Origin of the sequence: Streptomyces sp. NBC_01276 (genome assembly GCF_041435355.1) — a bacterium.
Lineage (GTDB): Bacteria > Actinomycetota > Actinomycetes > Streptomycetales > Streptomycetaceae > Streptomyces.
In genome coordinates, this window is record NZ_CP108442.1 from 5,007,287 (window position 1) to 5,032,875 (window position 25,589).

General features: G+C 74.7%; 20 protein-coding genes. 8 read left to right on the plus strand and 12 right to left on the minus strand.

The window, feature by feature from the left end; all coding sequences use genetic code 11:
* Positions 1-3 precede the first annotated feature (3 nt).
* The 7 genes from OG295_RS22430 (at position 4) to OG295_RS22460 (ending at position 9,029) form a co-directional block, all read left to right on the plus strand.
* Positions 4-1,980, plus strand: coding sequence for a GTPase (locus OG295_RS22430; RefSeq protein ID WP_371678486.1), 1,977 nt, complete (start codon positions 4-6; stop codon positions 1,978-1,980).
* 95 nt (positions 1,981-2,075) lie between these two features.
* Positions 2,076-2,483 carry a single-stranded DNA-binding protein gene (locus OG295_RS22435; RefSeq protein WP_030229555.1) on the plus strand — a complete coding sequence of 136 codons (408 nt, stop codon included), beginning with the start codon at positions 2,076-2,078 and terminating at the stop codon, positions 2,481-2,483.
* 317 nt (positions 2,484-2,800) lie between these two features.
* Entirely contained in the window at positions 2,801-4,006 is a 1,206-nt protein-coding gene (locus OG295_RS22440; protein ID WP_371678487.1) for a TQXA domain-containing protein, read from the plus strand.
* 33 nt (positions 4,007-4,039) lie between these two features.
* Positions 4,040-5,524 (plus strand): bifunctional phosphatase PAP2/diacylglycerol kinase family protein, encoded by a 1,485-nt coding sequence (locus tag OG295_RS22445; protein ID WP_371678488.1) that lies wholly within the window; start codon positions 4,040-4,042, stop codon positions 5,522-5,524.
* 659 nt (positions 5,525-6,183) lie between these two features.
* Positions 6,184-7,848 carry an energy-dependent translational throttle protein EttA gene (gene ettA, locus OG295_RS22450; protein WP_266839082.1) on the plus strand — a complete coding sequence of 555 codons (1,665 nt, stop codon included), beginning with the start codon at positions 6,184-6,186 and terminating at the stop codon, positions 7,846-7,848.
* Positions 7,849-7,857: 9 nt separating this feature from the next.
* A complete protein-coding gene (locus OG295_RS22455; protein WP_266839080.1) occupies positions 7,858-8,313 on the plus strand; it encodes a thioesterase family protein in 456 nt (151 codons plus the stop codon).
* The gene (locus OG295_RS22460; RefSeq protein ID WP_371678489.1) at positions 8,310-9,029 is read left to right on the plus strand and encodes a hypothetical protein; all 720 of its coding nucleotides are present in this window, start codon (positions 8,310-8,312) and stop codon (positions 9,027-9,029) included. The genes OG295_RS22455 and OG295_RS22460 overlap by 4 nt, the downstream gene beginning before the upstream one ends.
* Before the next feature lie 22 nt (positions 9,030-9,051).
* Here OG295_RS22460 and OG295_RS22465 read toward each other — a convergent pair whose 3' ends face one another.
* Positions 9,052-9,456: a globin gene (locus OG295_RS22465; protein WP_371678490.1), complete on the minus strand. Its 405-nt coding sequence runs from the start codon at positions 9,454-9,456 to the stop codon at positions 9,052-9,054.
* 111 nt (positions 9,457-9,567) lie between these two features.
* Between OG295_RS22465 and OG295_RS22470 the strand changes: the two genes are divergently transcribed.
* Positions 9,568-10,623, plus strand: a complete 1,056-nt coding sequence (locus OG295_RS22470; protein ID WP_371678491.1) for a methyltransferase domain-containing protein — start codon at positions 9,568-9,570, stop codon at positions 10,621-10,623.
* Positions 10,624-10,626: 3 nt separating this feature from the next.
* Here OG295_RS22470 and OG295_RS22475 read toward each other — a convergent pair whose 3' ends face one another.
* From OG295_RS22475 to OG295_RS22525, 11 genes are all read right to left on the minus strand, one after another.
* On the minus strand, positions 10,627-11,766 hold the full coding sequence (locus OG295_RS22475) for an FHA domain-containing protein (RefSeq protein ID WP_371678492.1): 1,140 nt from the start codon (positions 11,764-11,766) through the stop codon (positions 10,627-10,629).
* Positions 11,767-11,810: 44 nt separating this feature from the next.
* Positions 11,811-13,130: a VWA domain-containing protein gene (locus OG295_RS22480; protein WP_371678493.1), complete on the minus strand. Its 1,320-nt coding sequence runs from the start codon at positions 13,128-13,130 to the stop codon at positions 11,811-11,813.
* Positions 13,131-13,167: 37 nt separating this feature from the next.
* Positions 13,168-14,745 carry a protein phosphatase 2C domain-containing protein gene (locus OG295_RS22485; RefSeq protein ID WP_371678494.1) on the minus strand — a complete coding sequence of 526 codons (1,578 nt, stop codon included), beginning with the start codon at positions 14,743-14,745 and terminating at the stop codon, positions 13,168-13,170.
* Positions 14,746-14,748: 3 nt separating this feature from the next.
* Positions 14,749-17,538, minus strand: a complete 2,790-nt coding sequence (locus OG295_RS22490) for a tetratricopeptide repeat protein (protein ID WP_371681267.1) — start codon at positions 17,536-17,538, stop codon at positions 14,749-14,751.
* A 5-nt stretch (positions 17,539-17,543) separates the two neighbouring features.
* Positions 17,544-18,818 carry a hypothetical protein gene (locus tag OG295_RS22495; protein ID WP_371678495.1) on the minus strand — a complete coding sequence of 425 codons (1,275 nt, stop codon included), beginning with the start codon at positions 18,816-18,818 and terminating at the stop codon, positions 17,544-17,546.
* Between the two features lie 56 nt (positions 18,819-18,874).
* Positions 18,875-19,870 (minus strand): glutamate ABC transporter substrate-binding protein, encoded by a 996-nt coding sequence (locus tag OG295_RS22500; RefSeq protein WP_371678496.1) that lies wholly within the window; start codon positions 19,868-19,870, stop codon positions 18,875-18,877.
* 5 nt (positions 19,871-19,875) lie between these two features.
* Positions 19,876-21,291 (minus strand): hypothetical protein, encoded by a 1,416-nt coding sequence (locus OG295_RS22505; RefSeq protein ID WP_371678497.1) that lies wholly within the window; start codon positions 21,289-21,291, stop codon positions 19,876-19,878.
* 210 nt (positions 21,292-21,501) lie between these two features.
* The gene (locus OG295_RS22510; protein WP_371678498.1) at positions 21,502-22,509 is read right to left on the minus strand and encodes an N-acetylglucosamine kinase; all 1,008 of its coding nucleotides are present in this window, start codon (positions 22,507-22,509) and stop codon (positions 21,502-21,504) included.
* Complete coding sequence (locus OG295_RS22515) at positions 22,500-23,765, minus strand: 6-phospho-beta-glucosidase (RefSeq protein ID WP_371678499.1); 1,266 nt, start codon at positions 23,763-23,765, stop codon at positions 22,500-22,502. Before OG295_RS22515 ends, OG295_RS22510 begins: the two co-directional genes overlap by 10 nt.
* Before the next feature lie 5 nt (positions 23,766-23,770).
* The gene (locus OG295_RS22520; protein WP_371681268.1) at positions 23,771-24,670 is read right to left on the minus strand and encodes a carbohydrate ABC transporter permease; all 900 of its coding nucleotides are present in this window, start codon (positions 24,668-24,670) and stop codon (positions 23,771-23,773) included.
* Position 24,671: 1 nt separating this feature from the next.
* The gene (locus OG295_RS22525) at positions 24,672-25,553 is read right to left on the minus strand and encodes a carbohydrate ABC transporter permease (RefSeq protein WP_371681269.1); all 882 of its coding nucleotides are present in this window, start codon (positions 25,551-25,553) and stop codon (positions 24,672-24,674) included.
* Between the last annotated feature and the right edge of the window lie 36 nt (positions 25,554-25,589).

Sequence of the window (25,589 nt, forward strand, 5' to 3'; positions counted from 1 at the left end):
GCGGTGACCGCGCTGACCGACCGCGACCGCACCGACGACCGCTGGGACGACGGCTTCATCGCGCGCTCGCGCCACCGGAGCCTGCGCAAGGGCGGGGCGGGGGCGCGAGGAGGAGGACCGCGGTCCGGTTCCCCGGGGGCGTCGGGGCCGCGCGGGGAACGCGGCGGCCTCGACGGCGTCGACCCCGACGACTTGGACGACGTGTTCGGCGAGGAGCGGGACGAGGAGCGGGACGAGGAGCGCCGCGAGGGCGACGAGGCCCTGGTCCGGGCCGTCTCCGGCGCCGGCAGCGACGGCGGCAAGGCCCCCGCCCTGCCGCTCAGCCCCGAGGCGCAGGCCCTGCGACTGCGCCTGGACGCCCTGCGCCAGCTCGTCGGGCTGTCCCGGACCCGGCTGGACGGCAAGACCCTCGCCGAGGCCGGCCGGGTGCTGGACGAGGCGGCCGCGCGACGCGGCCTGTCACCGCAGCACACGGTCGTCGCCATCGCCGGAGCCACCGGAAGCGGCAAGTCCACACTCTTCAATTCACTCGCCGGAGTGCAGATCTCCGAGACCGGTCTGCGCCGCCCGACCACCGCCGCGCCGATCGCGTGCAGTTGGTCCGACGGGGCCGCGGGACTGCTGGACCGGCTGGAGATCCCGGGCCGGCTGCGGCGCAGGCCCCGGGAGACCTCGGAGGCCGAGGTGCTGCGCGGGATGGTCCTCGTGGACCTGCCCGACCTGGACTCGGCGGTCGGCGCGCACCGCGACCACGTGGACCGGGTGCTGGCGCTGGTCGACGCGGTGGTGTGGGTGGTGGACCCGGAGAAGTACGCGGACGCCGTCCTGCACGAGCGGTACCTGCGACCGCTGGCCGGCCACGCGGAAGTGACGTTCGTCGTCCTGAACCAGGTGGACCGGCTGCCCGGCGAGGCCGCCGACCTCGTCCTGGACGACCTGCGCCGGCTCCTGGACGACGACGGCATCGCGCTCGGCGAGCACGGCGAGCCGGGGGCCACCGTGCTCGGACTGTCCGCCCTGACGGGTGAGGGGGTCGGGGAACTCCGCGAGCTGCTCGGACAGTTCACCCAGGAGAAGGGCGCCGCGACCCGCCGCATCTCCGCCGATGTGGACCGGGCCGCCGGACGTCTGCGGCCCCTGTACGTCGCCGACGGCCACGCCGGACCCGAGATCGGCGAGGCAGCCCGCGCCGAGTTCGAGGACCGGCTCGCGGAGGCCGTCGGGGCCTACGCGGCCGGCCTCGCCGCCGAACGGGCCTGGCGGCGCAACGCCGGCAAGGCCTGCGGCACGCCCTGGCTGCGGCTGTGGCGCTGGTACGAGGGCCGGCGCGCCCCGCGCACGCTGGCGGGCCTGGCCGCCCTCGCCGCGATCGGCCGTACCCCGGCGGCTTCCGAGCAGACGCCGGTCGAGCAGGAGGTGACCGCCCGGCAGCGGGTGGAGCAGGCCGTGCGGACCGTCGCGGACGAAGCGGTCGTCGGGCTGCCCGACCCCTGGGCCCAGGCCGTGCGGGAGACCGCCGTACGCGGCGCCGAACGGCTGCCGGAGGCGCTCGACGAACTGGCGGTCACGCTGGGTGCGGCCGTCGCGGTGCCCGCCGCCAGGCCGCCGCGGCCCACCTGGTGGCCCGCGGCGGTGCTGGCGCAGGCGGCCATGACGCTGGTGCAGATCTTCGGCGGGCTCTGGCTGGTCGGACAGATCGCCGGGGTCCTGGAGCCGAAGCTGCTGCCGCCGGTGCTGTTCATGGTGGCGGGGATCGTCGGAGGGCCGCTCGTGGAGTGGGCGTGCTCACTCGCGGCCCGCGGTCCCGCGCGCCGCTACGGACAGGACGCCGAGCGCAAACTGCGGCAGGCCGCGGCCGGCTGCGGGCGGGCCCGGGTGCTGGAGCCGGTGGCGGCGGAGCTGCTGCGCTACCGCGAAGTGCGCGAGCAGTACGCCACCGTCGCCGCAGGGGGGACGAAGTTGTCCACAACCCGCCAGTAGTCCACAGGCCCGAGCGGGGAGGGCGGCCCCGCGCCAGCATGGTCGTATCCCGTGCGGACGGTCCGGACGGGTACGACGCGGGGAGGGCTGCCGGGATGAACGACACCCTGGTGACGCTGGTGGGGTACGTGGCGACGCAGATCGACTTCAAGGAGACGCCGGCCGGCCCGTCGGCGCGGTTCCGCTTCGCGGTGACCCCGAGGTACTTCGACCGGCGCACGGACACCTGGACGGATGCGGCGACCAGCTTCTACACGGTCTGGGCGCGACGCGTGCTGGCACTGAACCTGGCGAGTTCCGTCTCGGTCGGGGAACCCCTCGTCGTCCACGGGCGGTTGCGGGTCCGGGAGGACCCACCCGACGGCGACGGCGTGCGGTGGTTCTCGGCCGACATCGACGCGGTGGCCGTCGGACACGACCTGAACCGCGGAACTGCCGCGTTCCGGCGGGTGGTCAAGACGGACACGCCACTGATGGGGCCTCAGAAGGCGGCGGTGGTCTGAGTGTTCGAGGAGGCTAGGATTCCCCGGTACTCACGGGCACCTGGGTCATTGGCCCGAAGGGGAAGACTGTGTCGATTGCTGTTCCCGCGTCCTCTGCGTCCTCTGCGTCCCCCGATCCCCGCGCCTCCGCGTGGGGATCGCCGTCCCCACCCGTGGGCGGATCACCGTCCGCGTCCGCCGCGCCACCGGCCGTCGCCGCGGCCCGCGCGACGATTCCGCTTCCCGCCGGGCCCGTTGGCCCCGGAGTCGTTCCCGGGGGGCTCGCGCGGCCCGTTCCGGATCCGGGCTCGGGCGCCGGGGGCCCGGCGCGGGGGTCTGTGCGGCGGCCCCTGGCGGTCGCCCTGCTCACCGCCGCCGCCCTCGCCAGCGGACCCGGGGCCCGCGCCTCGACGGACCCGGACCCGGCCGCCGGCCGGGCGGCGGAGGGCGCGAGCGCCGTGCTGGACGGGCTGAAGACGTACGGGCAGGCGGTCCTGCGCGCCGGGGACGGTTCGGTCCGGCAGATCCCGGCCGGGCTCTACGAGATGCGGGTCGACGGCGGCGGCATGCTCCAGACCTACGGGGTCGGGATCGCGGGCTCGGCGCAGCCGCAGGCCCGGTACACGGAGAGCGGCTGGAACGGCAGCTCCCTGGCGGGCAACGCCGAGGCCGGACGGATCCGCTGGGTCCTGGAGCACTCCTATCCGCAGCACAACGACCTGGCCGGGCTCGCGAAGGAGGCCGGCGCCGGGACGCTGACCGCGGAGAGCGCCGCCGCGGGGACCCAGGTGGCCATCTGGCGGCTGGCCGACGGCGCGCAGGTCGAGGCGGCCGACCCGGCGGCGGCGCGGCTGGCCGACTACCTCCAGCGGGAGGCGGGGCGGCTGCCGGAGCCCCCGGCCTCGTTGGACCTGGACCCCGGCCAGGTGTCCGGCCCGGTGACGGGGCCGACCGGCAGCCGGCTCGGGCCGGTCACGGTCAGAACGGGGGCGCAGAGCGTGACCGTCACCCCGGACGCGGCGGCCGCGGCCATGGGGGTGCGCGTGGTGGACGCCGAGGGGCGGCCGCTGGACTCCGCGGGCAACGGGAGCAGGCTCTACTTCGAGGTGCCCGCGGGCACCCCGGACGGGACGGCGTCGGTCATCGTGCAGGGCTCCACGAAGGTGCCCGTCGGGAGGGTCTTCACCAGCGGGATCCCGGCCGAGGCGCAGGTCGTGGCCGGCTCCAGCGACGCCGCGGCGACGGCCACCGCCACGGCCGTCTGGCCGCGGGGGCAGTCGTCGGCGGCGCAGGGCCCGGCGGGGACGGTGGGCACCCTGGCGGGCGCCTCGGAGGTGGCGGGCGCCGAGGCGGCCGCGACCGTCTCGCCGGAGTCCCCGGACGACGAGCGGCTGGCCACCAGCGGCAGCTCCGCCGCCACGCCGGTGATCGCCTCGCTCGCGGTGGGACTGGTGGTACTGGGAGGCATGGTGGTCCTCCTGCTGCGCAAGCGTCCGTTGGAGGGAGAGGAGGACGCAGGGGGGTCCGAGGGAGCGGAAGGCTGATTCCGGAGCGTCGTCCCGGGGTAGGCGCAGGCAATGGCTGATCAGGAACTGACCTGGCGGGGCACGGTCGCGCGGTGGGACCGGGGGCTGTTCGACGCGGTGGCCCGGCGGCACTGGCCGGGCGCCGACCGGGTGCTGCCGCGGCTCGGGCGCGCCGCCAACCACGGGGTGCTGTGGGGCGGGGCCGCCGTGGCGATCACCGTCCTCGGCTCACCGCGGGCCCGCGCGGCGGCGCTGCGCGGGATCGGCTCGCTGGCGCTGGCCTCGGCCACGATCAACACCGTCGGGAAGTGGTCGGTGCGCAGGCCCCGGCCCGTGCTGGACGGGGTTCCGGTGCTGCGGCAGCCGGCCGTGCAGCCGCGGACCACCTCGTTCCCGTCCGGGCACTCCGCCTCGGCCTTCGCCTTCGCCGCCGGTGTGGCCCTCGAATCGCCGGCGTGGGGGGCCGTACTGGTCCCCGTCGCCGCGTCGGTGGCCTTCTCGCGCGTCTACACCGGGGTGCACTACCCCTCCGACGTGGTGGTCGGGTCGGCGCTCGGGGTGGCCGCGGCGTTCGCCGTACGACGCCTCGCGCGCGAGGCCGAGCGGGCGAGGGCCGTACCGGGCGACGAGCGCCGGGCGCCCGGGGTACCCGCCCTGCCGGACGGGGAGGGGCTCACGGTCGTGGTGAACACCGCCTCGGGCACGGCCGGGTCGGCGGGGTTCGACGTGCTGCGCGAGCGGCTGCCCAAGGCGGAGGTCGTCGAATGTGCCGGTGAGGAGCTGGAGGCCGAGCTGGCCGCGGCCGCCGCCCGGGCCGAGGTGCTGGGGGTCTGCGGGGGTGACGGCACCGTCAACGCCGCGGCCACGGCGGCCCTGCGCGCCGGGGTGCCGCTCGCCCTGTTCCCCGGCGGCACCCTGAACCACTTCGCGCTCGACCTCGGGCTCGGCGGCGCCGAGGACACCTGCCGGGCGATCGCCGAGGGCCAGGCCGTCCGGGTCTCGGTGGGCCGGATCACCCCGACGGACGGGTCCGGCGACGGCGCGACGCGGTACTTCCTGAACAACTTCAGCATCGGCGCCTACCCGGAGCTGCTGCGCCACCGGCTGCGCTGGGCCCCGCGGATCGGCGGCGGCCCGGCCGCCGTGCTCGCCGCCTGGCGGGTGCTGCGGGCCGAGCGGCCCGTCCGGCTCACCCTGGCCGGACGCCCCCGCAGCGTCTGGCTGCTCTTCGCGGGCAACGGCACCTACCACGGCACCGGGCCCACGCCCCGGCGCCGCGACGGGGTCGGCGAGGGCCTCCTCGACCTCCGGCTCGTCCACGGCGGAGGCCGGCCGGGCCCCCGCCTGCTGGCCGCGGCCTTCACCGGCCCGCTGAGCCGGTCCCCGCTCCACGTGGCCACCCGTCGGCACGGTCTCCGCGTCGAGGACATCCCGCCGGGCACCCCGCTCGCCTACGACGGCGAATACGCCAAGGCGCCCGGCTCGCTCGTGCTCGCCGCGCTCCCCGACGCCCTGACCGTCTACCGCCCCCGCTGACCGCCCCCGGACGGCGCCCCCGCCTCCCCGACCCGTCCGTCGGGGCCGTGCGCTTCGTAGTCGTCGGGCCCGTAGCCGCGCGGTCCGTCGCCGTCGGTTCCGAAGTCCTCGGGCCCGTAACCGTGGGGCCCGACGCCGTCCGGGCCGTCGCCCTCCGGCCCGTCCCCGTCCCCGCCCCCTGTCCCTCCGGAACACCGGCGCCCCACCGCTCAGGCGGCCCCCGCACCCCGACCGGTGTCGAGGATGCCGGCTCCGACGCCGCCCGGGGGCCCTGCCGACCACGCCGGGCGCGGGTTCCGCGGTGCCTTCGGGGTCTGCTCGGGCAGCCACGTGTGCCCGACGTCCGTGCGCCACGGGGAACCGGGGCTCGGCGGGCGCTCCCGTGTGGGAGGGGCCGGCCCCACGACGTACCGGCCGCCGACGAACCAGCCGGGGATCCGCGCGAACCGGCCGCGCCACGCGCGCGACCCGTCGTCGCGCGCCGGCGGCTCCATCACCTGCGGGAACGGGTCGAGGAGCGGCTGTCGGCGTTGGCGGTCGGTCCCCCTCCGGTCCGTGCCCAGGTCAGGGCCCCGGGACCATACGCGTTTCCCCCGGGGGATGGACGTACGGCAGTATGGGGTGTATCTGCCCACCATCGATCTGCCGGACGGTTTCTCTTGGCTGAGTACATCTACACCATGCGCAAGACGCGCAAGGCGCACGGTGACAAGGTGATCCTCGACGACGTCTTCCTGAACTTCCTGCCGGGGGCGAAGATCGGCGTCGTCGGCCCGAACGGCGCCGGCAAGTCCACCGTCCTGAAGATCATGGCGGGCATCGAGCAGCCGTCCAACGGTGACGCCTTCCTGTCGCCCGGTTACTCCGTCGGCATCCTCATGCAGGAGCCCAAGCTCGACGAGAGCAAGACCGTCCTGGAGAACGTCGAGGACGGCGTCGGCCCGATCAAGACCAAGCTCAACCGGTTCAACGCGATCGCCGAGGAAATGGCGACGAACTACACCGACGAGCTGATGGAGGAGATGGGCAAGCTCCAGGACGACCTGGACCACGCCAACGCGTGGGACCTCGACGCCCAGCTGGAGCAGGCCATGGACGCCCTGGGCTGCCCGCCCGGCGACTGGCCGGTCACCAACCTCTCCGGTGGTGAGAAGCGCCGCGTGGCCCTCTGCAAGCTGCTGCTCGAGGCCCCCGACCTGCTGCTCCTCGACGAGCCCACCAACCACCTCGACGCCGAGTCCGTGAACTGGCTGGAGCAGCACCTCGCCCAGTACAAGGGCGCCGTCGTGGCCGTCACCCACGACCGTTACTTCCTCGACAACGTCGCCGAGTGGATCCTCGAACTCGACCGCGGCCGCGCGCACCCCTACGAGGGCAACTACTCCACCTACCTGGAGAAGAAGGCCGAGCGCCTCAAGGTCGAGGGCAAGAAGGACGAGAAGCGCGCCAAGCGCCTCAAGGAAGAGCTGGAGTGGGTCCGCTCCAACGCCAAGGGCCGCCAGGCGAAGTCCAAGGCCCGTCTCGCTCGCTACGAGGAGATGGCGGCCGAGGCCGACAAGATGCGCAAGCTGGACTTCGAGGAGATCCAGATCCCGCCGGGCCCGCGTCTGGGCTCGATCGTGGTCGAGGTCAACAACCTCTCCAAGGCGTTCGGTGACAAGGTCCTCATCGACGACCTGTCCTTCACGCTGCCGCGCAACGGCATCGTCGGCATCATCGGCCCCAACGGCGCCGGCAAGACCACGCTCTTCAAGATGATCCAGGGCCTGGAGACGCCGGACTCCGGCGAGATCAAGGTCGGCGAGACCGTCAAGATCTCGTACGTGGACCAGGGCCGCGCCAACATCGACCCCAAGAAGTCCCTCTGGGCGGTCGTGTCGGACGAGCTGGACTACATCAACGTCGGCCAGGTCGAGATGCCGTCCCGCGCGTACGTCAGCGCCTTCGGCTTCAAGGGCCCGGACCAGCAGAAGCCGGCCGGTGTGCTCTCCGGCGGTGAGCGCAACCGCCTGAACCTCGCGCTCACCCTCAAGCAGGGCGGCAACCTGCTGCTCCTCGACGAGCCCACCAACGACCTCGACGTCGAGACCCTGGGCTCCCTGGAGAACGCGCTGCTGGAGTTCCCCGGTGCGGCCGTGGTCGTCTCCCACGACCGCTGGTTCCTGGACCGGGTCGCCACGCACATCCTGGCGTACGAGGGCGACTCGAAGTGGTTCTGGTTCGAGGGCAACTTCGAGTCCTACGAGAAGAACAAGGTCGAGCGGCTCGGCCCGGACGCCACGCGCCCGCACCGCGCCACCTACAAGAAGCTCACCCGGGGTTAGGCCGAGACCATGGCCAGACACCACTACCGGTGCCCCCTCCGCTGGGCGGACATGGATGCCTTCGGGCACGTCAACAACGTGGTCTTCCTCCGTTACCTGGAGGAGGCCCGCATCGACTTCATGTTCCGTCTGGCGCCGGGGGAGGGCAGCGACTCGTTCACGGGCGGCTCCGTCGTGGCCCGTCACGAGATCGACTACAAGCTGCCCCTCGTGCACCGGCACGAGCCGGTGCTCATCGAGTCCTGGGTGACCCGGATAGGCGCCGCGTCCCTGACCATCCGCTACGAGGTGAAGGACGAGGCGACGGCCGACGCTCCCGAGACGGTGTACGTCCGGGCCGAGACCGTGGTCGTGCCCTACAACCTCGCCGAGGGGCGGCCCCGCCGCATCACGGCCGAGGAGCGGCACTTCCTGGAGCAGTACCTCGACGCGCCCGCGGCGGCCGAAGGGCGCCTCGCGGCATGAACGAGCAGCTGCACTTCGCCGACTCCGGGGAGGCGGCGGACCTCGCCGCCTTCCTGGGCCGGCTGGTGCACTACGACCGCGCCGCCGCCGTCCGCGTCCAGGCGCGGGCGGGCGGCGGGGCGCTCGCCGTCTTCGGGAGGCCGCCGTCCTTCGACGTCCTGGCCGTCCGCACGGCACGGCTCGCCGCACCCCTCACCACCCCGCTGGACGTGACCGTGTCCGCCGGCGAGCTGCTGGAGGCGGTCGACGAGACCGGCGCCGGACTCCTCGTCCCCGGACCCGTCACCGGCCCGCCCTGGGCCGGGGTGCTCCCGCCGCACGGCGGCTGGCAGCCCGTGCCGGGGCTGCCCGCGCCCGAGGCGGTACGGGCGGCCGTTGCCGCCGCCGTCGCCGAGTTCCGGGCCCGCGACGAGGCCCTGCCCCCGCAGCACCGCACCCGGTCCGAGCGGGACCGCATCGGCCGCGAGATCTGGTCGCGCACGCTGGGTGACACCGACCTCCCGCTGCGCGCCGTGCACGCCGCCCAGTCCCTGGGTTTCCTGCGGCCGGTACGGGCCACCGTCCCGCCGGCCACCACCCCCGTCGGCACCCCCACGCCGGTGGCGCTGTTCGCCTCCGGCGGCTGGCTGCGGCTGGCCACGCCCTACGGCTCCGTCGCCACCCGGCGTCCCGGCCGGACCGGCGGGCTGGGCGCCCTCCAGGTACGGCCGGTCTGAACGCGCGGCCGGGGCGTCCCGGCTAACCCGCGGTGTTGATCATCGAGGCGGCCGCGTAGGTCAGGTACCGCCACAGCTGCGCCTCGTGCGCCGGCGCCAGGCCCAGCTCGTCCACCGCGACCCGCATGTGCGCGAGCCACGCGTCGTGCGCGGCCGCGTCCACCTGGAACGGGGCGTGCCGCATGCGCAGGCGCGGGTGGCCGCGGTGGTCGCTGTACGTCGTCGGACCGCCCCAGTACTGCATCAGGAAGAGCGCGAACCGCTCCTCCGCGGGCCCGAGGTCCTCCTCCGGGTACATCGGACGCAGCAGCGGGTCCCCCGCGACCCCCTGGTAGAAGCGGTGGACCAGACGGCGGAAGGTCTCCTCGCCGCCCACCTGCTCGTAGAAGGTCGTCTCCTGGACCGTGCTCTGCGGATCGTCATTCACCCGACCATCGTCTCAGACGCCCGGACGGAGGACCCCGGTCCTAGGACTTCGGATGCCCGCCCGCGGGGGCGAGGGGTCGCACCCGGAGGCCGCCCGCAGCACAGTGGAGACATGGGCACGGGCGGCACGGGCGCTCACGCGTCACGCACTCCACGCGATCCCCGCACACCCCGCACCCCGCCGGGCGGCCCGGCGGCACGGGACCTGCGGGCGACCGCGCACGCCGCCCAGGTACGGGAGCTCACCGCCGCGGGCGCGCTGGAGGACCCGGCCTGGCGGGCGGCCTTCGCGGCCGTGCCCCGGCACCTCTTCGTGCCGTACTTCTGGACCGGCCGGGGCGCCGGGCACGAACGGCTGTGGGGCGAGGACCCCGATCCGGTACGGCGGGCCCGCTGGCTGCGCGGGGTGTACACGGACGCCCCCCTGGCGACGCGGCTGCGCGACGGCGAGCTGGTCTCCTCCAGCAGCCAGCCCTCCCTGATGGCGAAGATGCTGGAGAGCCTGGAGGTGCGCGACGGGGACGACGTGCTGGAGATCGGCGCGGGGACCGGCTACAACGCCGCGCTGCTGTGCCACCGGATCGGCGAGGAGCACGTCACCACGGTGGACCTCGACGAGGAGATCACCGAGGCGGCGCGGGCCCATCTGGCCCTGCTCGGATACCGGCCGACGGTGGTCACCGGGGACGGCGCGCGCGGCTGCCCCGCGCGGGCCCCCTTCGACCGGATCCTGGTGACCTGCACCCTGCCGCTGATCCCGCACGCCTGGCTGGGCCAGTGCCGGCCGGGGGCGCGGATCCTGGCGCCCCTGTCGACCGGGCTGATCGCCCTCACGGTCCGGGACGCCGACTTCGCCGAGGGCCGCTTCCTGCACACCTCCGCCTACTTCGTCCCGCTGCGCGGGGCCACGGCCTCACCGCTGCCCGCGGGGGCCACGGGACCGCTGCACGGGGTGCCGTACGAGATGGTGGAGAACGAGCGCTTCCAGTTCCTGCTGATCCTGACCGCGGGCGTGCTGCACCCGCGCGAGGCGCTGGACCTGTGGCGCCGCGAGGGCCGGCCGCCGCGCGAGCGGTTCGGCGTCACCGTCACCGCCGAGGGCCAGTGGTCCTGGCTCGACGATCCCCAGGGGCCCTACGTGTGGCCCCTGGGGGAGGCCGTCGGATAGCGGCTACGGCCGGCCGCGGCGGACGGTGATGGTGGTCCAGGCCCCCACGTGGACCCGGTCGCCGTCGGCGAGCGGGACCGGGACGTACGGCTGGATCGGTTCCTCACCGCCGTTGATGGTGGTCCCGTTGGTGGAGTTCTGGTCCACCACGGCCCAGCCGCCGTCGGGCTGCTGCACCAGCACGGCGTGCTGGTGGGAGACGCCCGGGTCCTCCGGGGGCACCGACAGGTCGACGTCCGGGGACTCGCCCGTCGAGGCGCGGCGGCGGCCGATGGTGATCTGGCCGCCGGCGAGCGGGAGGTGCTGCTCCGGGGAGTACGCGGGCAGGTTGAGCCCGGCCGCCTCGGGGCCGCTGCGCTGCATCATCGCCATGAAGTACGAGCGGTCGGGGCCGATCGTCGCCGTCCAGGAGCCGGTGCCGTTCTGGGGCGGGGAAGGCTGCTGGGGCTGCTGCGCCTGCTGGGGCTGGTACTCGTGCTGCGGCGGGGCGGGCTGCCGGACCGGCTGCTGCGGGTACTCCGGCGGCGGCGGGGGCTGCTGGTAGTGCGGCTGCTGGTACTCCTGGTGCACCGGCTGCGGCTGCACCGGCTGCGCCGGCGGGGGTTGCACCGGCTGCGGCTGCCGCTCGGAGGCGGGCGGCGGCAGCAGCCAGTCGTCCTCGCCCTGGAGCGGCTCGGCGGGGCGGTTGACCCGCGAGGGCCGGGAGCCCTGGTAGTCGAAGTGGTCCTGTGAGTACACCGGCTGGGGCGGCGCCGGGGGCGGGGGCGGCGGGGTGCCCGCGCCCGTTCCCGCGCCGATCGCCTGGCCCTGGTTCTGGCCCTGGCCGACGGCATTGCCCGGACCGCCGTTGGGGCCGCCGTTGGGGCCGCTGTTCGGGCCGCCGTCCGGGGCCGAGGCGTACGGGGTCGCGCTGCGCGTCAGGAAGTTGTACCGGCACTCCTCGCAGAACGGCGCCATGGCCTCGCGCGGGGTCCGGCACTGCGGGCACAGCTCGGCCTGGGCGGTCGGCTCACCCGAGGTGGGAGGGTAGCCGTAGCCGTAGGAGGGCGCCGCGGGGGTGCCCGTAGGGGCAGCCATGCGGTGGCCGCAGACCTCGCACCAGTCGTCGGAGGCGGACTGGTGCCCGTTCGGGCAGGTCGGCATCGCGGCGCTTCCCCCTTCTCCCTGCGTCAAGGCGTCAGGTCTTCTCAGGTCTTCTTCACTCGGACGGTCTGCGTCGAACGCGTTTCAAGGGTCATCTCGTCGGCATCGGCGACCTTCGCCTTCAGCCGCACAGTACCCGCCACGGCATCCACGACATCCACCACCTTCGCCAGCAGTCTGGCAGTGTCCGCGTTCCCGGAGACGCTGGCCAGCTGCACGGCACGACCCAGTTTGGCCGTGGCGCCGTCGACATCACCCATTTTGCGGGCTTCCAGGCCCTGTTGGATAGCCTGCGCGAGCTCCGCCTGCCCTGTGTAGTGCGCCACCTGCGGGCTGATGGCGGTCGAGGCGGCCAGATCGTCGGTCCACACGGCCCGCACCAGACCCTGCGCGAGCGGGGGCCGCGGTTCTCCCGACGGACCGGGAAGCACCAGCGAGGCGCGGGCGGCCAGCATCTCCTGGCCGACGGAGGCGCCGGGCACCCGGACGCACACGTGGTACTCGCGGGACTCGTCGCCCCAGGAACCGGTCGGGTAGTCCCCGGCGCGGGGACCCGCCCCCGTACGGCGGTCCGTGAGGTCGTGCACGGACGGCGAGACCTGCTTGACGTACTGGATCTCCACGCCGACCGGGGTCCACAGGCGCAGCGCGACGTCCGCGACCTCCTTGCCCATGGCGTTCTCCATCATGCGCGTGAAGTCCTGGGCGAGGTGGGCCGGGTCGGCGACGATGTCGGCGGAGCCGAGCAGCGCGTGCGCGATCCCGGTCACCTCCTTCACCTCCCAGTCGGTGCCCACCCCGCGGGCGTCGCAGGTGAAGCGGCCGGCGCAGGCGTCGAGGGTGGCGCGCAGCACGGCCGGTTCCTCGTGCTCGTTGCGGCCGTCGGTGAGCAGGACGCCGTGCCGGATGGTGGCGGTGGACTGCCGCAGCAGGCCGTCGGCCAGCCGGAGCCAGGTGCCGATGGCGGTGCCGCCGCCCGCGCCGAGGCCGCGCAGGGCCTCCTTGGCCCGTGCGCGGCTGTCCGGACCGGCGGTGGCGAGGCGGCCCTGGCCGGGGTAGACCTCCTTCGCCACATGGGTACCGGCGATCACGGCGAAGGCGGTTCCGTCGCGGAGGGTGTCGATCGCGGCGGCGGTGGCCTCGCGTGCGCCGCGCATCTTGTCCGGCGGGTACTCCATCGAGCCGGAGCAGTCCACCATGATCACGACGGCCGCGTCCTGGCCGAGGGCACGGGTGGCGGTGGCGCCGCCGGTGGAGGTGACGGTCACGATGGCGTGCACGTCCCGCCCGCCCGCGGGAAGGAACTCGTTCTGGTACACCTCCACGCTGAAGCGCGGGGCGCTCGGCTTGGCGAAGTTCGCCATCGACAGGACTCCTCGGGGCTGGCTGGGGGAGGGCGGATCAGGCCTCGCTGCGCGGTTCCGTCTCCGTTCGCGCCGGCGCTTCCGGTTCCGCTTCCGCTTCGGCTTCCTGTACTGCTTCCGGTTCCGCGGCGAAGGGCACCAAGGCGACGGTGATGTTGTCGTGCCCGCCCCCGTCGAGGGCGTGCCCGACCAGCACCTGCGCGCTGTGCAGGGGGCGGGCCGCGGCGTCCGGGGGGAGGATCTGGGCCATGTCCGTCGCGGACTCGGCGTAGTTCCACAGGCCGTCCGTGCAGACCACGACCACACCGGGGTGGTCGGGCCGGAAGCTGGCCGTGTGCGGGTCGAGGTCGTAGGCGTCGGCCCCGAGCCAGCCGGTGATGGCGTGGGCGCGGACGTCGGCGTACGCCTCGGCCTCGCCCATCAGACCCGCCGCCACCATCTGCGCGGCCCAGGAGTCGTCCTCGGTGAGGCGGCGCGGCAGGGCGGCCCGGTCGTCCGGGACCCAGTAGGCGCGGCTGTCGCCGACCCAGCCGATGGTCAGGACCCCGCCGCTGACGACGGCGCCGACCAGGGTGCAGGCCGGGGCGTTCTGCGCGCCGGGGGTCTCCGGGGCGAGGGCGTTCACGGCGGCGGCCGCCGCCAGGATCGCCCCGTGCATGGCCTCCGACGGGTGGGTGCCGCGGGGGAGGGCGTCGAGCAGGGACTCGTTGGCGGCGCCGGCGGCCGCCGCCGACGCCTCGTCGGGGCGGCTCGCGGAGGACACCCCGTCGCAGACGATGGCCACGGTGGCGGCGGAGCCGTCGGGCAGCGCGGTGGCCGCGACGGCGAAGGAGTCCTCGTTGCGGTGGTGGCGCAGTCCGCGGTCGCTGACCGCGGCGACGCTGCAGAGCTCCTCCTCCACGTGGTCGCGCTCGCGGGGCTGCGCGTGGCCGCAGTGCTCGCAGTACCCGTCGGTGTCCACGTGCCCGGCCCGGCAGGCGACGCAGGTCTTGCCGCCGTCCCCCTGAGGGGCACCCGCGTACGGGTCCTCGGACGCGGGCGGCCCCTGCGGGGCCGCGGCGTACGGCTCCTCGGGCGCGGGCGGGCCCCAGGGCGTCCCGCCGGAGGGCGTTCCGGTCCCGCCGGGGAGGTCGTGGCGGACGGGATCCGCGCCGTACGGGGTCTCGTGCCCGGAGCCGGCGGAACCCCACGGGCCGCCGCCGGGCCGTGCGGAGGCATCCCCGGCCAGGGTCGGGGCGTGCTCGTCGGTGCCGCCCCATCCGGGCGCGGGCACCCCGGAGAAGCCGGAGTGCGCGGCGGTGTCCCCGGCCGGGACCCCGCCCGCCGACGCCGGGGCCGACACCAGGGCGGCCCCCGCCGGGTCCGCCGCGGCGGCGTACCGGGGACCCGCCGGCGCGGGGGAGCGGGCCCCGCCCACGAGGGCGGACTCCCCGGACTCCCCGGCGTCCCCGGCTCCCGCCCCGGCCCCGGCCACCGGGGTGACCGGGAGGGTCGGCGTCGGATCCGGGTCAGGAGGCGGCGAGGAGAGGGCGTATCCGCACACGCCGCAGAAACGGTCCCCCTCTTCGAGGGGCTCCGCGCAGCCGGGGCAGCCCGACAGCCGATGCATCGACATCAATCACACCCACGTCCGGGGTCGGAAACGGTTTGCCCGCTCCACCAGTTCGATCCTCTCCTCGCCCCGCTGCGCCAGCCGGGCGAGGACGCGGTAAGAGCGCTCCAGGCCGAAGCGCAGCCCCCGCTCGTCCAGTTGACTGCCGAGCAACGAGGTCCGGCCGGGGTCGGCACCCCGGCTACCCGACAGTACCCAGTCCAGGGCCGAGCCCAGAACCTCCGTCGCCAGCCGCTCCTGCCGCTCCGGATCCAGACCGAACCGGCGCAGCGCCTCCACCTGGTCCGACGCGGCCGAGAGATCGGCCAGCAGGGCCTCGTGAGGGGACCGGTCGCGCAGGCGTGCCCGTACGGCCGCCACCCGTGCGGCGGTGTAGTGGATCGAGGCCTCCGGCACGGACTCCAGGGTGAGCACCGCCGCCTCCCGGTCCCCGGCGGCCAGTTGCACCCGGGCCAGCCCGAAGGCCGCGCTGACGAACCCCGGATCGGTGATCCAGACCAGCCGGTAGTACTCGGCGGCGTTGTCCAGTTGGCCCAGCACCTCCGCGCACAGCCCGAGGGCCAGCTTCGGGGCGGGCTCGCCGGGGAAGGCGTCGTAGATGGCGTCGAAGGACAGGGCCGCTATCTCGTCGTCGCCGGTGGCCAGCGAGGCGATCCCGCGGGCCCACACCACCCGCCAGTCGTCCGGGTGCCGCTCCTCCAGTTCGGTCAGGGCCTCTCCGGCGACGGCCAGTTCGCCCAGTTCGAGCCGGGCGCGCAGCTCGCGCAGCCGCAGCTCGGCGGAGTCGGCCGGGGCCGAGCCGAGCGCGCCCAGCAGGTCGGCCGGGGCGGAGGCGAGGAGTCCGGCCAGGAAACCGGCGTTCGGGTCGGCCGGGTCCACCAGCGGCACCGGCAGGGCCAGCGCGGTGTCGTACGCGTCGAGCGGGGCGGGCCCGGTCGCCGCCGCCGGTGCGGCCGCCACGGCCCGCCCGGTCCCGGCCCCCGAAGCAAGAGGAACCGGAACCGGAAGCGGGTCCGGCGCCGCGCTCCCGCGCCGGGGCGTCGGTACCGCGGGGCCCGCCACGTGCGTGGCGGTGGTGCCGAGCGCGGGCACGATCCCGGCTCCGGACGCCGCCACCGGGGCGGGTGCGGCTCCGGCCCCCGACGGCTCCGGCGCGCCCGCGCCGGCCGCCCCGGCCCCCGCGGACCCGCCCGGAGACAGAAGCGGAGACGGAAGCGGAGCCTGCCCGGGAACCGCCGCCACCACCCGGCTCCGGCGCCCCCAGACGCGGCGCGGGATCTCCCGCACGCCCAGCCGGGACACCTCCGCCCCGTCCGCGTCGGCGTACAACCGGGTGTCGGGCACCCGCAGTTCCGGCCCGAACAGGGTCGACGGCTGCGGCCGCGGCCGCCCCGTCTGGAGCGCGACCACCTCCCGCAGCACACCCGTCAGCTGGTCCGCCATCTCCTGCGCGGAGGCGAACCGCCGCCCGGGATCCGGGTCGGTCGCCCGTACGAGCAGCCGGTAGAAGGACTCGTACCGGCCGAAGACCTCGATGTGCTCCGGGTCCGGCAGCGAGTCCACGAACACGTTCGTGTAGCCCTGGAAGTCGAAGGTCAGCACCGCCAGGGTGCGCGCCACCGTGTACAGGTCCGAGGCCACCGAGGGGCCCAGCTCCGCCACCTCGGGTGCCTGGTAGCCCACCGTGCCGTAGATCGCGGACTCGTCGTCGTCCATCCGCCGGACCGCGCCCATGTCGATCAGCTTCAGCTGGTCCTGCTGCTGGATGGCGTTGTCGACCTTGAAGTCGCAGTACAGCAGGTTCCTGCTGTGCAGGTGGCCGAGGGCCTCCAGCGCCTCGATCCCGTACGCGCACGCCTGTTCCACCGGCAGCGGGTCCCGCCGTCCGTCGGGCCGGCGCCGCTCGTTCGCGATCTCCTTCAGCGACTTGCCGCCCACGTACTCCATGACGATGTACCCGTCGAGCGAACCCGTCCGCTGGTCCAGGTGCTCCACGAAGTTGTAGATCCGCACGATGTTGGAGTGCTCGATCTCCGCCAGGAAGCGGCGCTCGGAGATCGCCGCCTCCATCGCGTCCTGGTCGCCGGTGTCCAGCAGGCCCTTGAGGACCACCCACCGGTTCGAGACCGCCCGGTCCACCGCCAGGTAGACCCAGCCCAGGCCGCCGTGGGCCAGACAGCCCGCCACCTCGTACTGGCCGTGCACCACGTCGCCGGAACGCAGCTTCGGCACGAAGGAGTAAGGGTGCCCGCACTTGGTGCAGAACCCCTCCGTCCGGCCCGGCCGGTCGCCGCGCGCGCGGCCCACCGGCGCCCCGCAGTCCGAACGGGAGCAGAACCGCTTGCGCTCCGGCACCTCCGGGTTCTCCAGCACCGCCGCCGAAGGATCGGGACGCGGCACCTCCGGCATGGTGACCAGCCCGGCGCCCAGCCTGCCGCGCCCCGAGGACGGGGCGGAGGAGCCCGAACTGCGCACCGAGACCGAACGGGTGGACGCGGCGCCCGTCAGGGACCGCGAGAGCCGCCCCGACACCGAACGGCGCGAGGACGAGGAGCGCGAGGACCGCGAGGAGCGCGCCGACGCCGAGGAGCGGCCCGAACCGCGCGAGCCCGCCGACCCCCGGGGATCCCCGTGCCGGGCGGCGCTCGTCATCCCCGTCGGCGGCGACACCAGCTCTTCCGCGCCCGCCGCGACCGCGCCGACGGGCGCGAGCCCGCAGGTGTCGCAGTAGACTTCCCCGCCGCCCATGTCCTCGTACGTCCCCGGGCAGCCGGGACGCACGCACGGCGTTCCGATCAGGCTCACGCGTCCTCCTCCCCCGGCCCGGCGGGCCGGTGGTCCTCCGGCAGGGGCTGCCCGGGCACCAGTGTCTCGGCCGTCGCCCTCTGGTAGCGCAGGACGGCCTGCTCGGCGGCGCGCAGGTCGCACGGCGCGCTCCACAGCATCCGCCGTGCCGCGTCGTACCGCTCGATCAGCAGCGGGTCCTCCGCCATGCCGTGCCGGGCCACCTTCGCCTTGTACGCGTCCAGCCGGCCGCGCAGTTCCGCCCGCACCGCCAGCGGGGCCGTCACCGCGGTCAACGATTCGCGGGCCCGTCGGAGTTCCTCGTCGGCCCGGTCCTCCAGGGAGTCCAGCAGCGGCGACAGCCGGTGCCACTGGGACCGCCGCCGGTACTCGGCCGCCGCCGCCAACTGCTCCTGCAGGGCCGTCGGCGGACCGCTGACCGCCGGGACCTCGGACGCCGCGATCTTCGCCAGTACCTCGCCGCGCGCCGTCCGCGCCTCCGCCAGGGTCCGGTCGGCCCGCGAGAGCACGTCCCGCACGCCGATCAGCCGCGCCTCAGCGTCCTGCCGCACGGTCAGCACCGCCTCCACCTCACGGCGTACGTCGTCCAGCGCGCGGGCCGCCCGGTCGTAACGGCCGGTGTCGGGCCGGCCGCCGCCGGGGGCGGAGCTCCCCGCCACCGGGATCCAGAACCCCAGCGGGTCCGCGATCACCCGCGCGCGCAGCTCCACGAGCTCGATGGTGATCTCCTCCAGGTCGTCCCCCGAAGGGTGTTCGCCCGGCCGCACCCCCACCGAGTGCGCGAGCGCGCGCGTGCGGTGCAGTTCGGCACCGAGCAGGTCGATCCGCGCGGGCAGCGCCGACCACACCGAGTCGGCGGCGACCACCACGTCCAGCGAGCCGGCGTACAGCTCGTTCATCCGGGCCACCAGCTCGGCCAGCGAGAACCGCTCCGCGAGCGCGGCGCCCCCGGCTCCGGCCCCGGCGATCACCACTCCGGGACCGCGCAGCCGCTCGGTCAGCTCGGCCAGGTCCTCCCGGGTGGGCCAGCGGCGCCGCTCCCGGATCTCCCGGGCCGCGGCCAGGGCCCCGCTGTAGGCGTCGAAGTACGTCCACAGCCGGGTGACCGCCGCGTCGGCGGCGGCCCAGCGCTCCTCGGTGACCCCGCTCAGCGCGGCGCCCTCCAGCAGCCGGCGGCCGGCGTGGTCCTGGAGCGCGAGCAGCGAGGTCTCCACCGCTTCGTGCTCCGCGCCCAGCCGCGCCAGCGCGCGGTCGACTTCGTCCCGGTCCATCACGTCCCGCCCCGTCCCCGGATGGCTCGCGTACGGCTTCGATTCCGACACCGGCCTCAGCCGTTCCGGTACTTGGGCGCGGGCGGCTGGGCCGGGCTCGGCAGCACGTTCTCGAAGTGCTTGCGGTAGGAGGTCACCCAGGGGCTCTGCTCGCCGCCCGCGCGGTAGTTCTCCAGCACCTTGTTGACCCGGCGCACCAGGTCGGAGGCGTCCTTGTTCATCGCCACCCCATAGAACTCGCGGGTGAAGGGCGCGCCGACCAGCTGCACCGACGGGTCCTGCGCCGCCTGGCCCGCGGCCAGGGCGTTGTCCGTGATGATGCCGTCCACCTCTCCCAGCTGCAGCCGCACCAGGCAGTCCAGCTGGTTGGGCACGGACACCGGCAGCGCGCCGTACGACTTTGCCTTGAGCGCCGCCTCCGCCGTGGAACCGGCGGCGGTGCAGATCCGGCGGCCCTGCAGCGAGGCGTCGTAGCCGGTGATGTGCGAACCCTTGGGGGCCAGCACCTGCTGCCCGGCCTCGAAGTAGGCCGTGGAGAAGGCCACGTCCTCCAGCCGCTTGCAGTTGATCGTCATGGTCCGCACGACGATGTCGACACGGCCCTCCTGGAGCGCCGGGATGCGCTGGCTGGTGGGGATGGCCCGGTAGATGACCGCGTCCTCCCTGCCCAGGATGTCCTTGGCTATGGCCTTGACCAGGTCGATGTCGAAGCCGTCGAGGTGGCCGTCCGGATTGCGGTACCCCCACTTGAAGCTGTTCTGGTCCACACCCGCCACCAGCTTGCCCGCCTTGCGGATCCGCTCGATCGTCGGACCGTCCAGACCGGACGGGGCCAGGCTGGCCTCCGGGTCCTGGCAGGTGTCGGCGGGGGCGAAGGGGGCCGCCGCCATCGTGGCCGGCTCCTGGACCGCGGTACGGTGCGCCGTGCCCGGCGAGGTCCCGGCCAGCGGCAGCAGCACCGCCGCCGCCGTCACCGCGCAGGCGGCGGCCATCGCGCTCACCCCGCCCCAGCCGCGCAGCCGGTGCACGGTCCGTGTCCGCCGTATCCGCATCGATCTCACCTGTACTCCGAAAGCCTGCGACCGATGCCGAGGAGGGCGGCGGCCGCGCCGACGGCCGCCAGCGCCGCCGAGCCCGTGATCAGCCCGCCCAGTGCGCCGAGCCCGCCCCGGGCGGCCCGGGTGAACTGGTTCTGCTCGTGCGCCACGGCCCGTTCCAGGGAGGCGTCCACCGTGTCGAACGAGGCCCCGCTGCTGTCCGGGTGCCGCTCGTCCCCGATGACCTGGGGAAGGGCGAGCTCGTAGTCGCCCTTCATGTCCGATTCCCGGGCCGCCGCGTGCCGCTGCTTCCACTGCGCCACACCGGCCACGGCCTGCGAGACGGGCTCACGGCCGCTCGTGTCGTCGGCCAGGCGCAGGGCCCGCGCCAGCCCCTCGTCGAGCTGCTTCATGTTCTTCTCGTAGTCCACGTCGTACTTGTCGGACTTCTTGTCCGCGGCCAGTACGGCGCCCCGCGCGATCAGCGTCAGGTTCTCGTTGGCCCGCGCCTGGAGCGAGGCGATCCGCGCGTCGTTGAGCACCTTCAGCGACTCCTGGCCGTCGGTCCGCGCCTCGCTCAGCCCCGACCGGGCGAGCGTCTGGCCGACCGTCAGCCACAGCAGCACGACGGCGGCGGCGGCCGTCGCGGCGAGCAGCCCGTGGTTGAAGACCCGGTGGGTGCGCAGGTAGTTGCGGCGCTGGGCCCACACCAGGGCGGCGAGGGCCAGCAGCCCCGCGCCGGTCGAGGCCAGGGGCCAGGAGCGGGCCTCGTCGTAGTCCGTGTAGAGCCGGCCGGTCTCCGCCTCGTACAGGCGCTGCGCGGCGGGCAGCAGGACCGTGCTCATCTGCTCGTTGGCGTAGCGCAGGTAGGCGCCGCCGAGCGGCAGGCCCTGCCGGTTGGTCGCGCGGGCCTGCTCGATCAGGCCCGTGTAGCGGGGCAGCTGCTCGCCGAGGAGGGCGATCTCCTTGCGGGAGTCCCCGCCGGCGCCGGTGTTCGCGGCGGCGCTCACCAGCAGCCGCGAGGCGTTGGCGATGTCCTTCTCGTAGCGCAGGCGCACTTCGCGCGGCTCCTGGGCGCCCGCCAGGAAGCCGCTGGAGGAGGCCGTGTCGGCGTCCGCGAGGGAGCGGTAGATGCTCGCCGCGTCCGCGCTCAGCGGCTGGCTGCGGCCCACCACGTCGTCCGCGGCGGTGACGCGGCCGGAGACCTCCCACACCGCGACCGCGCCGAACAGGACGACCAGGGCGGCCAGCACCGCGCCGATGATCCGCAGGCGGCCCGGCTCGGTCGTGGCCGCGGCGCGCAGCCGCTCCACGCCCTCCGCCCAGGCGGTGCTCCGCCCCGGCGGCCCCGCCGGCGCGGGCGGCCCCGCGTCTGGTCCGGCGGGCAGCCCGGAGGCGGCGCTCCCGGGCGCGGCCGCGCGTGTCGTGATGGCCACCGTGACCTCCCCCTCGGTCCTCTGCTCCGGAGCAGTATGGCCGTAGTGGCGCCCGACCACAGCACCCGGAGCCCGATCTTGGGCGATCCGACGCCCCCGTGCGCCCCCTGCCGCCCCCGCGGCTTCCCGTCCCCCCTTCCCCCTCAATACGCCGGGCCACGCGCTTCGGTTCCCGACTCGCCCGCCCGCCAGGCGGGTTCACCCGAAGGTTCACCCGAAGTGGGCACGGAGCTTCGCGTGGGCCTCCGGCGGGGCGCCCACGGCGTCCAGGCCGAGGAGGGCGGCGCCCAGGACCGGCGGGGCCGTCACCACCGAGAGCCGGGCCAGCGGGGCCCGGGCGGCGAGGAGTTCCCCGATCCGGTCGTTGAGCTGCGGGTGCCGGGCCGCGAGGACGCTGCCGCCCAGCAGCACCGGCGCGTCCTCCCGCAGCAGACCCAGCCGCTCCAGCGCCACCACGGCCAGCGCCACCACCTCGCCGGCCTGCCGTTCCACGATCGCCGAGGCCACCGGGTCGCCCCCGGCGGCCACCGCGAACAGGACCGGTACCAGTTCGTGCATGCGCCCGCGGGCCACCGTGCCCAGGTGGAGGGCCTCGATCAGCGCGGCCATCGAGGCCAGCCCGAAGTGCGCGGGCAGGGCCTCCGCGAGGCCGGTGGGGCCGCCGCGTCCGTCCTCGGCCCGCGCGGCCCACCACATGGCGTCCTCCGCCAGGCCGCCCCCGCCGCCCCAGTCGCCGGAGATCACCCCGAGGGCGGGGAAGCGGGCGGTCCGGCCGTCGGGCAGCATCCCGACGCAGTTGATCCCCGCCCCGCACACCACCGCGACCCCGCGCGGCAGGTCCGCGCCGGACAGTCCCGCCCGCAGGATCGCGAAGGTGTCGTTGCGCACCTCGGTCCGCGTGCCCCAGCCCCGCGCGCCGACCGCGGCGGTGAGCTGCCGTTCCTCCACCGGGAGGTCGGCGTTGGCCAGGCAGGCCGAGACGAGGCCGGCGCAGGGCGCGCCGGGCCGCAGCCCGGCGGCCGCGGCGGCCTCCGCGACGGCGTGGGCGAGCACGTCCACGGCCGCCCCGATCCCGACCCGGGGAGGCTGGAAGCCCCCCGAGCGCCCGGTGCCCAGGACGGTGCCGTCGGCGCCGATCAGGGCCACGTCGGTCTTGCTGTTGCCCGCGTCGATGGCGAGGACGGCCGTGGAGGGGCCGGTCGCGCCGGTCACGCCCATGGCAGGTGCTCCTTGTTGTGTGCGAGCAGCCGGTCGGTCAGCCCCTCGGCGAGGTCGTACTGCCCGACCAGCGGATGCGCGAGGAGCGCCTTGAAGACCCGTTCGCGTCCGCCGCGCAGCGCCGCGTCGAGCGCGAGGTCCTCGTACGCGCTCACGTGCGCGGTCAGTCCGGCGAACAGGGGGTCCAGACGGGGCACGGGCAGCGGCGCGGGACCGGAGCCGTCGACGCGGGCCTGGACCTCGATGACGGCGTCGTCGGGCAGGAAGGGCAGGGTGCCGTCGTTGCGGGTGTTGACCACCTGCACGGACGGGCCGCCGTCGCCCAGCAGGGCCGCGGCCAGGTCCACGGCGGCCTCCGAGTAGAACGCGCCGCCCCGCTTGGCCAGCAGCGCGGGCTTCTCGTCGAGCGCGGGGTCCCCGTACAGGGCGAGGAGCTCCTTCTCCATCGCGGCGACCTCGGCGGCCCGGGAGGGCTTCTCGCCGAGTTCCCGGACCACCTCGTCGTGGGCGTAGAAGTAGCGCAGGTAGTACGAGGGCACGACGCCGAGCCGGTCCAGGAGGGCGCGCGGCAGGCGCAGGTCGGCGGCGACGGCGTCGCCGTGCGCGCCCAGCAGCCGGGGCAGCACGTCGGTGCCGTCGGGGCCGCCGAGGCGCACCCCCGTCTCCCAGGTGAGGTGGTTGAGCCCGACGTGGTCGAGGTGGACCTCGGCGGGGGCCACGTCCAGCAGCGCGGCGAACTTCCGCTGGAGACCGATGGCGACGTTGCACAGTCCGACCGCCTTGTGGCCGGCCCCGAGCAGGGCCCGGGTGACGATCCCGACGGGGTTGGTGAAGTCGATGATCCAGGCGTCGGGGGCCCTCCGGCGGACCCGTTCGGCGATGTCCAGCACCACGGGGACGGTGCGCAGGGCCTTGGCCAGGCCGCCCGCGCCGGTGGTCTCCTGGCCGACGCAGCCGCACTCCAGCGGCCAGGTCTCGTCCCGGAGCCGGGCGGCCTGCCCGCCGACGCGCAGTTGCAGCAGGACCGCGTCGGCCCCGGCCACCCCGGCGTCGAGGTCGCGGGTGGTGGTGACGACGCCCGGGTGGCCCTGGCGGGCGAGGATCCGCCGGGCCAGGCCGCCGATCAGCTCCAGTCGTTCGGTGGCGGGGTCGATGAGCACCAGTTCGGTGACCGGCAGGGTGTCGCGCATGCGCGCGAAGCCGTCGATCAGTTCGGGCGTGTAGGTGGAACCGCCGCCCACCACTGCGAGTTTCATCGGGCCTAGCCTTTCACTCCGGTCAGGGTGACGCCTTCGACGAACGCCTTCTGGGCGAAGAAGAAGAGGACGATCACCGGGGCCATGACGAGCACGGTCGCCGCCATGGTGAGGTTCCAGTTGGTCTGGTGCGCGCCCTTGAAGGACTCCAGGCCGTAGCTGAGGGTCCAGGCGGCCGGGTTGTCGGAGGCGTAGATCTGCGGGCCGAAGTAGTCGTTCCAGGCGTAGAAGAACTGGAACAGCGCGACGGCGGCGATGCCCGGCTTGGCCATGGGCAGCACCACGCGCAGCAGGGTGCGCAGCTCGCCGCAGCCGTCGACCCGGGCGGCGTCGAGGTATTCGTCGGGGATGGTGAGCAGGAACTGGCGGAGCAGGAAGATGGAGAAGGCGTCGCCGAAGGCCATCGGGACGATCAGCGGCCACAGGGTGCCGGAGAGGTCGAGCTGCCTGGCCCAGAAGAGGTACATGGGGATGACGACCACCTGCGGCGGCAGCATCATCATGGCGATCACGAGCATCAGCGCGAGCCGCCGGCCGCGGAAGCGGAACTTGGCGAGGGCGTAGGCGACGGGCAGCGAGGAGACCACGGTGAGCAGGGTGCCGAGGCCCGCGTACAGGAGGGTGTTGCGCCACCAGGTGAGGAACCCGGGGGTGTTCCAGACCTTGGCGTAGTTGCCCCACTCCCAGGTGCTGGGCCACAGGTCGCGGGTGAGTGTCTGGTGGTCGCCCATCAGGGAGGTGAGGAAGAGGAAGACGAAGGGGAGGACGAAGAACAGGGCGGCGGCCACCCCGAGGGCGTGGACGGCGATCCACCGCAGGACGGCCCCGCGGGTGTGCGGCCGGGCCGGCGGCGCCGGCTGCTCGGCGGGCAGCCGGGTGCGGGGGGCCTTCTCGGTCAGGGTCATCTCAGTCACCGGCTCCGATCAGTCCGCCACGGCGGCGCATCAGGAGCGCGGTGAAGGCCATGGAGAGGGCGAACAGCACCAGGGCGACGACGCAGGCGGCTCCGTAGTCGAAACGCTGGAAGCCGACGTTGTAGACGAGCTGGGGCAGGGTCAGGGTGGACTTGTCGGGGTAGCCCGGTTCGAACTGCTGGCCCGAGCCGCCGATGACCCCGGCGGCCACCTTTCCGGCGACCAGCGGCTGCGTGTAGTACTGCATGGCCTGGATGACCCCGGTGACCACGGCGAACAGGACGATCGGGGAGATGTTCGGCAGGGTGATGTGCCGGAAGCGGGCCCAGGCGCCGGCCCCGTCGAGCTCGGCTGCCTCGTACTGCTCCTTCGGTACGTCGAGCAGCGCGGCCATGAAGATCACCATCAGGTCGCCGACCCCCCACAGCGCGAGGGCGGTGAGCGCGGGCTTGGACCAGGCGGCGTCGGTGAACCAGCCGGGCGTGGGCAGCCCCATGCCGTCGAGCAGGGTGTTGACGGGACCGGTGCCGGGGTTGAGGAGGAAGACGAAGGCGAGGGTCGCGGCCACCGGCGGGGCCAGGTAGGGCAGGTAGAACAGGGTGCGGAAGATCCCCGCCCCGGTCTTGATCTTCGTGATGAGCAGGCCGACGCCGAGGCCGAAGACGACCCGGCAGCTCACCATGACGACCACCAGCCAGAGCGTGTTGCGCATGGCCGGCCAGAAGAGCGGATAGTCGGTGAAGACGTAGCTCCAGTTGGCCAGGCCGTTGAAGACGGGCGGGCGGAAGCCGTCGTAGCGGGTGAAGGAGAAGTACGCGGTCGACAGCAGCGGGTAGGCGAAGAAGACGGTGAAGCCGATCAGCCAGGGCGACATGAACGCGGCGGTCCGCAGGGCCGCCCGGCGCCGCTT